Annotated in this window: 8 protein-coding genes; 2 read left to right on the forward strand and 6 right to left on the reverse strand. The window is 35.5% G+C overall.

The genetic code is table 11. From position 1 onward, the window contains the following. The 6 genes from F0460_RS14460 to panC form a co-directional block, all read right to left on the reverse strand. The coding region (locus tag F0460_RS14460; RefSeq protein ID WP_190304164.1) for a fibronectin type III domain-containing protein at positions 1-2,727 on the reverse strand (2,727 nt) is incomplete at its 3' end. A 158-nt stretch (positions 2,728-2,885) separates the two neighbouring features. Then, the gene (locus tag F0460_RS14465; protein ID WP_150014483.1) at positions 2,886-4,523 is read right to left on the reverse strand and encodes a DUF4139 domain-containing protein; all 1,638 of its coding nucleotides are present in this window, start codon (positions 4,521-4,523) and stop codon (positions 2,886-2,888) included. A 485-nt stretch (positions 4,524-5,008) separates the two neighbouring features. Beyond that, positions 5,009-6,370 (reverse strand): DNA repair protein RadA, encoded by a 1,362-nt coding sequence (gene radA / locus F0460_RS14470; protein WP_150014485.1) that lies wholly within the window; start codon positions 6,368-6,370, stop codon positions 5,009-5,011. A 77-nt stretch (positions 6,371-6,447) separates the two neighbouring features. Next, a complete protein-coding gene (locus tag F0460_RS14475) occupies positions 6,448-7,407 on the reverse strand; it encodes a lysylphosphatidylglycerol synthase transmembrane domain-containing protein (RefSeq protein WP_150014487.1) in 960 nt (319 codons plus the stop codon). A 3-nt stretch (positions 7,408-7,410) separates the two neighbouring features. Next, positions 7,411-7,761: an aspartate 1-decarboxylase gene (gene panD, locus F0460_RS14480; protein WP_091521060.1), complete on the reverse strand. Its 351-nt coding sequence runs from the start codon at positions 7,759-7,761 to the stop codon at positions 7,411-7,413. A gap of 18 nt (positions 7,762-7,779) precedes the next feature. Further along, positions 7,780-8,628 carry a pantoate--beta-alanine ligase gene (gene panC, locus F0460_RS14485; protein ID WP_150014489.1) on the reverse strand — a complete coding sequence of 283 codons (849 nt, stop codon included), beginning with the start codon at positions 8,626-8,628 and terminating at the stop codon, positions 7,780-7,782. Positions 8,629-8,734: 106 nt separating this feature from the next. On the opposite strand from panC, the gene F0460_RS14490 reads away from it, so the two are divergent. Both F0460_RS14490 and F0460_RS14495 read left to right on the forward strand, forming a co-directional pair. Beyond that, positions 8,735-9,538 carry a glycogen/starch synthase gene (locus F0460_RS14490; protein ID WP_150014491.1) on the forward strand — a complete coding sequence of 268 codons (804 nt, stop codon included), beginning with the start codon at positions 8,735-8,737 and terminating at the stop codon, positions 9,536-9,538. Between the two features lie 12 nt (positions 9,539-9,550). Further along, complete coding sequence (locus tag F0460_RS14495; protein ID WP_150014493.1) at positions 9,551-11,155, forward strand: DUF4270 domain-containing protein; 1,605 nt, start codon at positions 9,551-9,553, stop codon at positions 11,153-11,155. The last annotated feature ends 123 nt before the right edge of the window (positions 11,156-11,278 follow it).

Consider the following 11,278-nt stretch of genomic DNA (forward strand, 5'->3'; position numbering starts at 1 on the left):
TCCTGTACAGCCGTTTGTATCTGTAATTGTTACTGAATAAGTCCCCGCAGCTAAATTTGATAATGTTGCACCCGTTGCTCCTGTATTCCATAAATATGTATATGGAATAGTGCCCCCTGTTGGTGCTATGATAATAGCACCATTATTAGCACTGTTACAAGTTACCTGAGTGATTATTGAATTAGTTAGTATCTGATCAGGCTGAGTAACTGTTACTGTTGCTGTTGCTGTACGGTTCAAGGCATCGGTTACTGTTACAGTATAAGTACCTGCTGTTAATCCAGTTGCTATTGCAGTTGTACCTCCTGATGGTGACCATGAATAGGTAAAAGGTGCTAATCCACCTGCTACAACAACTGACGCAGAACCTACATTTCCGCCATTACAAACATTATTCATTTTCGTAGTAGTTAATGTCGGTAGCGGAATATCCTCGTAATAAACGTCATCTATGTAAATAGTTGAAGATGACGTAAGTCCATTATGAGCCAATCTAAAAACAAAATAATCATCAGTTGTATTAGGTAGGTTCACAATATACTCAACAAAACTTGTTTGATCTGGATAAACTGTTGATACAACCGTAAAGCTAGAAGATGCTAGCACTCCATTACTTCGCAAAATTTCTAATTTATTAACATTTGCCGTTGTAGATGTTGCGCGAACCTTAAACCTTAAACGCTTTGCTCCGCCACCCAAATTATTAGTCTCCGGTGAAATTAAATATAGATTTTCTGAACTATTTGTAGAAGTATTTGTTCTATACATATAATATGAATTGGATGTACTTACAGAGTACGTGCTACTAACATAATTGTATCCTGAAGTTATAACCTCATCTATAGAAGTCCAGCAATATGGAGCCGTTAAATTTGTTGAAGTTCCGGTAGCAGTAGTGTCAAAATTTTCATATATTGAATTAACCACACCACATAATGTATTAAAATTATGAGGGAATGTTGTCCACATACCAGATGTTGTTCCACATAAGCTACGAACATACACCGTATAATTAGTACCCGAAGTTAAACCTGCAATATTTGCAGTAGTAGTTGTAGCATTTGTAGTTCCGGTTGCAATTAAACCTGTTGCTCCTGACCCTGCAGCTCCTGAAAAACGAACCTCATACTCATATCCTGTTACACCGGTAGCTATAGAAGAATTCCAAGATATAATAGATGATGTTGTTGTAATACTAGTCGAATTAATATTCATTGGAAAAATACAAGGTAGTAAATCTTCATAAAAAATATCATCTAAATATACATATGCAGTACTGTTTTGACTATCAAATGAAAACGCAAAATAATCATCTGTTGTAACAGGTAATGGTATAATAAACTCCTGCCAGGTTGTTGTTAAAGGAATTTTATTTTCTACTAAAGTTTTAGTCGCTGTTCCTGTGTTACCATTCATGGTATAAACACCTAACTTTTGAGTTGTAGAGTAACTAGCACTAGATATCTTTGCCCAAAAACGCAATTGTTTAGCTCCGTTTCCTAAATTGTTGGTCATTGGTGATATCAATTTCAAATCACCTGTACTAACTGGCATATACACATAAAAACCTTTTCCGCCTGTTGTTCTTGAAGCAGTTGCTGTTGTATAGCCATAGCCGGTATGACTATCCAAATAGGTCCAACAATCTGAAATTGATGGATTAGTAGTTCCTCCAGTAGGTAAAATATCAAAATTTTCAGAAAAATTACCTGGCATAGCTACACAAGGTGTAGTAAAGGTTGCCACCCATTTCCAAATACCATTCCCGGCGGTGCAAACCGATCTAATATAAAGATAATATTTTGTTTGCGGTTGTAATCCTGTAGCCGTAGCGTTAAGTACTGTAACTGCGCCTGCTGACGCCAAACCTGTTGATCCACTCCCCGGCATTCCCGAGTTTCTTATTTCATACTGATATCCGTTTTGTGGCGTAGGCGTAGGTGCTGTCCAAGACATCGTAGCTGATAATGCAGACACACTGGTTAAAGTTACAGGAACTGGCGAAACACATGTTTCAATTATTTCTGCAGATACTGCAAAAACATTAATAATTCCAGATCCTGCAGATTTTGTAAAAGTAATTGACTGTATGATTTTCGACTGATTTGCCGCAATAATATCTACTGTCCCTTGAAATAAACGTGGTTGACTAGTATCTGTACCATCTTCTATAGCATTAGTAGTAATATTAATTCTCCCAAAATTTATATAAGTTTGTGGCAAACCTGTTGTAGAATACCAATCTGGAACTGAAACACCTGTAAAAACTTGTGTGGTATTATCAGTAAAAGTGATTGTTCCTCCCAATGTTGCTGGACCACTTCCTCCTGTAGTAAGAATATGAATTTTACTTGCACTGTAAGTTGTAGTTAGATTAGAAGTAACCGAACTTGAAACAGTACTTAATCTAATTGAATTGTTTTGATCGTAAGGTGCTAATTTAAAGTACAATCCAGGTGTAGAAAGTGAGTGAATAACACCATCTACAGGAAATCCTTTTACTTGAGCTGCTGATGTAGCAGTGAGTTTCCAATCCAAACTTTTAAAAGCATATGAAACACCATCAACATCATTGTTTGTTGATATGGTCGCAGCACCTGTTCCGTTTGCAATAACATCTGCATTAAAACCACTTATAGAAAAAGGTAAAGCAATACCTTGCCCCAAGGAAAATAATGGAATTAGAAGAATTGCAAAATAAAGAACATAATTAGTAATTTTTTTCATGTTTTACATTTTAATATTAATAAATTAAATTAGGTTGTTAAGTATATGTTAACAGTAAAAATAGAAAAAAAATATCGTTTCAATGTATTAACTTAGGATATTTAGTAAAAATAATTAGCATAAATTAAAAAAGCAATCGTTATACGATTGCTTTTTATTTAAAAATTTAAGTTTTTATCCTTGGCAGATTTTACCTGATAGCCAAATCGTATTTTTTTGGTCTCGTTTGGTTTTAAATTTATATCCCAAGTAAGTTTGCCTTTTTCTGTGTTTGTTGTGGCACCGCCCTTATCTGACAAAGTAATTTCGATATCTGTATTACTGCTAATTGGTATTTGGTCTTCTACAATAATACTGATGCTTTCTTTTTTGTTGTTTCGAACCGAAATTTCATAAACAAAATCTTGTACTTTGCGTGAAGACAATGTTTTTGATCCCGATTTATCGTTAATCATGGTTCTGGTAACCGATATATTTTGATCTTTACCTAAACTTAAGCGCAGTTCATCTTCGTTTGCATTGGCGTTTACATAGGTTTTGCCCACATACATTCCTTCAAAAACAACATTAGCTTCGCCAGGTAAAATGTTGTAGTCGCCATAATTTTTCACTTTAGCAATTAAATAGGCATTGGTATCTAATTTTGGCGTGGTAATATAACTGTAAGTTGCCGGTAGCTGTGTATCTTTCAAAGCGACACTGTGTTGTTTGCCGTTGCTTAAAATGGTGTACGGAATATCAATATCAAACGTAATGTTTAATTGCGATTTGCTGATTTGAGTGAAGTCATTAATTGTTGAAGGAGCCGCAGATACTTCCATATCTTCCTGACTAATTCCTTTACCAGAAGCTTCACTTTTTTCTTTCTTCACTGAAAAATTTGCAAGAGAGACTTCTTGCATTGCATCCTCATTTCGATAAGCATTTGGATAATAATAATCTAAAAACCAAGGTTGCAGTTCGGGTGCAAAGGTATTTTGATTTGCAGGTCCGCTGGTTAACGACAGTTTTACGTTTTTCCAATCAATACCTGTGTTTTGCTGCACCTGTGCTTTGTACAGCATTTGTATAGGTTCGTTAATTTTATCGATACGCATTTCGTAGCTTGGCTGCCATGTTGCCTGATCTGTTAAATACGATACTTCTAAAGGAATTATTCCTGCCGTGTTACTCATTACATTTACAACCAGCTTGCCCTGACTAGTTTTTTCGGTAGTCGTTTCGTTAAAAGTCAGTTTACCTTTTAAAGTATTCAACTCTTCAAACAATGTTTTTTCCTGATTTTCTAACTTGTTGATAGAATTAGCAAGTTCGGTACGTTTGGTTTTGTAGAAATCTAACAATTTGGTTAATTCGGCTACCGAAAAATTCTGCGCATTGCTCATTGACTGATTTTTATCTAACAGCTCAATTCCTTTTCGTTCGGCAGTTAACTGATTTTGCAAAGTTTTCAGTTCGATTTCTTTCTTGGCAATTTCTTCTTTCACCGGTTTAACCAAAGGCGAATCCTGATTATTATCGTACTCTTCCACATACGCATTGGTAAATTGAACCGACATTACCGTTACGTTTTTTGGAACACCTATTTGTACCGTGCTTTCGTTTAGATAATTAGCCACATTGGTAATAACGATTTCTGATGTGCCCGACGGAATTTGAACCGAAGCTTTGTGTTTTAACTCGGCAGCATTGTTATAAACACGAGCCGATTGAATTTGCGCCTGTGTAAAAACAGGTTTTTGCGCATTTGCCGTTATGCTGAAAACAATAGCAGCAGGAAATAAAATATTTTTCATAAACAACATTTAATTAATTGTATAATTTTTCTTAAGGATGTTCCTTTTATATATAAAGAGTATCAAAACAACCAAAAGGTTGGAAAAGTAGTAAATATTTTTATTTTTTTTAAATTGATTTAAAACTTTCGTACCGATATAATTACGAACACAACCTAAATCAAATACTAAAAAAACTAAACATGTCATTAAAACAACGGTTTGTTTAGGTTAAAGAATAAACCGTTGTGGTTATACAACCCCAAAGTAGTACCAAACAACCTAAAAAATAAGGTATAAAAACCAAAAAATTAGGTTACACAGCCTAAAATTCACACCAAAAATGCCAACCAGAACAGTAAAGCACCTAAATACAATATCACATAACCTAAACACACCATTAAAATAACGTTTTGTTTAGGTTAAAGAATAAACCGTTATGGTTATACAACCCCAGAATAGTACCAAATAACCTAAAAATAATACTATTTTTATCATTTTTTCTATTAAAACAATGCTGATACCAATTCTTCTATTTTTGATACAAATACCACTTGTATTTGTGTAGATGAATAAGTGATTTTGTTGTATTTTGAAACAAATATTTTTGAAAAACCTAATTTTTCGGCTTCCTGAATGCGCTGATCTACTCGGTTAACCGGTCTAATTTCGCCAGACAAACCTACTTCGCCAGCAAAACAAATATCTTTAGAAACCGCATCGTCTTCGTTTGATGATAGAATTGCCGCAACAACCGCCAAATCGATCGCCGGATCATCAACCGAAATTCCGCCGGTAATGTTTAAAAACACGTCTTTCATTCCTAAACGAAAACCTGCACGCTTTTCCAACACCGCCAAAATCATGTTTAAGCGTTTTAAGTTGTAACCTGTGGCGCTGCGTTGCGGTGTTCCGTAAACGGCGGTGCTTACCAACGCCTGAATTTCTAACATTAACGGCCGCATTCCTTCTAAAGTTGATGCAATGGCAGTGCCCGATAATTCTTCTTCTCTATTCGATAATAATATCTCCGACGGATTGGAAACTTCGCGTAAGCCCGATCCCAACATTTCGTAAATTCCTAATTCGGCAGTAGATCCAAAACGGTTTTTTAATGCTCGAAGAATTCGGTACACATGATTTCGATCGCCTTCAAACTGAAGCACGGTATCAACCATGTGCTCTAAAATTTTGGGTCCGGCAATGTTTCCGTCTTTCGTAATATGTCCGATTAAAATTACCGGAGTCGATGTTTCTTTTGCAAACTTAATCAGTTCTGCGGTGGTTTCTTTTATTTGAGAGATGCTTCCTGCCGAAGCTTCAATATAATCGGTATGCAAGGTTTGTATCGAATCAATAATCAACACATCGGGTTCGATTTCTTCTACCTGCTTAAAAATATTCTGGGTGTTGGTTTCGGTTAAAATATAACACGTATTGTTGTTGGGGTTGATGCGTTCGGCACGCATTTTTATCTGTTTCTGACTTTCTTCGCCCGAAACATACAACACTTTATAAGGTAATTTTAAAGATAATTGCAACAACAGTGTACTTTTTCCAATTCCGGGTTCACCACCAAGTAAAATCATAGATCCGGGAACAATTCCACCGCCTAAAACTCGGTTTAATTCCTGATCTAACGTGTTTAAACGAACTTCCTGCGTACTGTCAATTTCATTAATCAACAAAGGTTTTGCAGTGCGTTTTATTCCTGCCGAAGATTTGGTTTGCCACGCAACTTTTTCTTCTTTCTGAATTACTTCTTCCACAATAGTATTCCACTGTTTACAAGCACCGCATTGCCCCATCCATTTAGAATATTGTGTACCGCAAGACGAGCAGAAAAATGCTGTTTTTACTTTTGCCATATTAGCTTTTAGCTTATAGTCATTAGTTTTTAGCAGAAACCTAAACTAACAACTTAATGAAGAAACGAATTTACAAATTATTTGTTTTTGTTAACGACAGGAAGTATTAAGAACGACAATCCGCCTAAAACAACAACTGAAACCGTTTGTGTGGTCCATAACAGCCAGCCAAAAGCAGTACCTGCGGTTAACGATATGCCATAAAGTGCCAAAATTTTAGCAATTAATAAAGGAAACGCGCCAAAACCGCCATTTGTAAAACTTATTGCCAAACTACCCACCACAAAAGCAACCATGATGATTCCTAACGATATTTCGCTGGTTTCTGGCAAAGCTTTGGTTCCAAAATAAAAGGTCAGTACAAAACCGATCCAGATAATAAAAGTGTGGATAAGAAAAGGAATGCGGTGTGGCATTTTAAAAATGCTTAAAATACCTTCGACCAATCCGGTTATTTTTTGTCGGATAAAAACAAATATTTTCCAGTTTGATGTATAAAGCATATACAAACCTACTATCCCTGATATTACAAAAACACCGCCAATAATCACGAGTTGTTTTACCGGAATTTGCTGTGTAATAAAGTCCATTAACTGTTTGTACTGCAACAATAATGCTGTGGCGACAAATAAAAGCAGAAAAAGCAGATCAATTATACGTTCGGCAATGATGGTTCCGAAACCTTTATCAAACGGAATTTTATCGTATTTCTGAAGAACGGCCGCACGCGATAATTCGCCTGATCGTGGAATTGTGAGATTTAAAAGGTATCCGACAGAAATCGCCATAAAATTATTCCAGAAATTAGACTGATAGCCCAAATACTGCAAGCTGTACTTCCAACGATACGCGCGCGACGCATGGCTGATCTTCATAAAAAGCAACGACAAACCAATGTAAAAATAATCGGCAGAAACAAAATAGCTTTTCATTTCGGAGATCTGTGCCGGCGTAAACTGATTGTAAGCGTAATAAACCAAAAAAACTCCCAACAAAAGTGGGAGTGAAATATTTAGTATTTTTTTTAAAACCTTCAACTATTAAGTCAAGGTGTTATTTTCTTCGTTTGGAAAAATAATCCAAGGTGAAAACGTTTTAGCTTCTTCAAAATCCATTAAAGCGTATGTGATCACGATGATGATATCGTCTTTTTGAACACGGCGTGCTGCTGGACCATTCAAGGTAATTTCGCCACTGTTTCGTGGACCCGGAATTGCGTAAGTTTCAAAACGCTCACCATTATTGATGTTTACGATTGAAACCTTTTCGCCTTCGATAATATTCGAGGCTTCCATTAAAGCAATATCAATAGTAATACTGCCAATATAATTTAAATCGGCACCTGTTACTTTAACGCGGTGGATTTTAGATTTTAAAACTTCTATTTGCATGGTGCAAAGTTATAATTTTTAATTTAATGTAATGTTATCAATTAATCGCACACCTTCTATATGAACTACAATGAATGCGCGGTACTTTTTGTCGGCTTCTTTTTCAGTTGCTGTTTTTAATGAGGCTTCATCAGCAATTATAAAATATTCTAACTTAAAATCGGCTTCGTTTTCAAAGGCATAAGCAACAAAATTTACTGAATCTTTAACATCTTTTTCACTAAAAACAGTTTTGGCAGCTTTAAGCGTTTTGTAAATTAATGCAGCTTTATCTTTTGCTTGGGCAGATAATCGTTCGTTACGTGAACTCATAGCCAAACCGTTTGCTTCGCGAAAAATTGGGCAACCAACAACATCAATATTCATATTGTTTTTTTCGACCATTTTGCGGATAATCTGCAACTGCTGAAAATCTTTCTCGCCAAAATAAGCTTTTGTAGGCTGTGCAATTTCAAACAGTTTTTTTACAATGGTACCTACACCGTTAAAATGTCCGGGGCGGTTGCTTCCTTCCATTTCATTATCCAAACCATCGTAATCAAAATGTTGGGCTACGGTATTTCCTTCATAAATATCGTCAACAGTAGGTGCGTAAACAATAATTTTGTCCGATAATGCTTCTATCAAACCCAAATCCTTCTCCAACGTACGTGGATATTTCGCTAAATCTTCACTGTTGTTAAACTGCGTAGGATTTACAAAAATGCTCATGACCACCACATCGTTCTCATTCATAGCCTGCTCTAGCAACGAAAGATGTCCTTTGTGAATAGCACCCATTGTAGGCACAAAGCCAATAGTCTGCTTTGCCTGTATAAACGGCTGTAACTGCTGTTTTAACTGGCTTTGCGCATGAAATACCTTCATGTTCTTATTTTTTTAATGAATGCAAAATTAGTACAATACTTAACATTGTAACACATTTTTTCGTAATTTTGCCTTTTAAAAGCATTTTTAATTTAATTAAAGAAGAATGAAAGATAAGAGGATATTGTATGTATCATCTGAAGTAGTGCCTTATTTACCTGAAAATGAAGTTTCTCAAGCTTCGTTTGACACTCCAAAAATGATTAATGATTTAGGTGGGCAGATCCGTATTTTCATGCCAAGATACGGTAGCATCAATGAAAGAAGACATCAGTTGCATGAAGTTATAAGACTATCGGGTATGAATTTGGTTATCAATGACATGGATATGCCTTTAATTATTAAAGTTGCTTCGATTCCTAAAGAAAGAATCCAAGTTTATTTTATTGACAACGACGACTATTTTAAGCGCAAGGGAACTTTTGGCGATGAAGCCGATACTTTGTATGATGACAACGACGAACGCGCTATTTTCTTTGTAAAAGGTGTGGTTGAAACCATTAAAAAGTTAAACTGGGTACCCGATGTAATTCACGTTCAAGGTTGGATGGCGTCTTTGCTGCCACTTTACATGAAGAAATATTATAACGACGAAAGTATTTTTGCTGATACAAAAATCATCACTTCTATTTTCTCGGCAGGTTTCGATGGAAAATTATCAGACAATATGTTTGAAAAAGTTGCTTTTGATGAATTTGACGCAAGTGATATCGATTCTTTAAAAGATGCTACTTATGTTAATATCATGAAGAATGCTATTAATCATTCAGACGGAATCGTGATTTCTTCACAAGACATCTCTGAAGATTTAACAAATTATATACAAAGTTCAAATAAACCTTTCTTACCTTTCGACGCGAAAGAAAAAATGAAGGATTTTTATCCGGAATTTTATCTTCATAAGGTTTAATTTAAAGCATCTATGAAAAAAAAATCGATTGTTAAATTTGTATTACTTTCAATTTTATCTGTAACCGCAATTTCTTGTGAGCAGGAATTTACCGAAATGGGTTCTGAAATTATCGACAGTGACCAATTTGGTTTCGACAAGTATTTGGTTCAGAATATTTCAACAACAAACAGTGAATCTGCAGTTGCAAACACGCGTAATTTACCAATAAATAACTTTGGAGTTTACACACACAGTGCTTTTGGAAAGACAGCAGCGCATTTTGTTACGCAGCTTGAAATGAAAAACAATACCGATTTAACTTCATTCGGAGCTAATCCCGTGTTAGATTCGGTTTATGTTTACATTCCGTTTACAAGCAGTGTATCATCAACAGATTCTGAAGGAAACAGATCTTACAATGTTTCTAATATATATGGTAGCGGAAAATTTAATTTAAACGTTTACGAAAACGGATACTTTTTACGCGCAAGCGATCCTAACAACAACTTTGATACGCAGTTTTACTATGCCGATGAAAAAAGTGTTTTCGATCAGTATAAAAAAGGATTAAACAGTAACCAACGTTTAAACAATTCTACCAACACCGCACAAAACACCGATTTTACTTTTAATAAAAACGAAATAAAATTGTACGCTTACAATGCCGATGGCACACCGCAAATGGTAGATGGCAAGCAAAAGGTAAAAGAGCGTTTAGCACCGGGTGTTTGGTTAGATTTAGACAAAAACTACTTTCAAAACAAATTTTTTGCTGGCGACAAACACAAGTCTTTAATTAACAACGGACTTTTAAAAGAGTATTTCCGCGGATTGTATTTTGAAGCAGTAGATTCTTACAATCAAAATGCATTAGCACAATTAGACTTAAGCAAAGGTAAGGTTGTTTTTGTTTACAAGGCAGATGGTGCCATAGACAGCCAGACCAACCAACCAAAACGCGAACGTAAAACATACGAGTTTAACATTGGTTATATGGAATCTACTACTACACCAATCACTGCAACAACAGTGAATTTATTGGAGAGTAATTTTGATTTAGAAAATAATTCAACAGGAAATCTTTGGTTAAAAGGCGGCGGAAAAAGCAGTTACGCAACTATTTCTCTTTTCGGAAATGACAGCGACAACAGTGGAAAATCCGACGAGTTAGAAACTTTAATAGATAATAAATGGTTGGTTAACCAGGCATTGTTAACGCTTTATGTAGATCATACCGCAACAGGTTTGGACACTATTTCAACACCAAGACAATTATTTTTGTACGATTTTAAAAACAACAAGGTTATTGCAGATTATACAAACGATACATCAACAACCGGCAAACCAATTTTCGGTGGTGGCTTGAATAAATCGAACAAATCTGTTCACAAATATCAGTTCAGAGTAACAGATCATATCAACAATTTAATTCAAAAAGACTCTACAAACGTACCTTTAGGATTGGTTGTTGCAAGCGACATTAACAATTCGATAATGAACCGCGTAAAAGCTACTGACAAAAGAATTCCCATGACCGCAACAATGAATCCGTTCGGAACCGTGATTTACGCTCCAAATGCTTCAAACAGCGACGTAAGAATGAAATTAGAGATTTATTACACTAAAGAAAAATAATTATGTGTGGAATTGTAGGTTATATTGGACCAAGAGAAGCTTATCCTATCATTATTAAAGGATTAAAGCGTTTAGAATACAGAGGATACGACAGTGCCGGAGTTGCATTATACGACGGTGAAA

It is taken from the genome of Paenimyroides baculatum (genome assembly GCF_008629655.1).
In the GTDB taxonomy this organism is placed as follows: domain Bacteria; phylum Bacteroidota; class Bacteroidia; order Flavobacteriales; family Flavobacteriaceae; genus Flavobacterium; species Flavobacterium baculatum.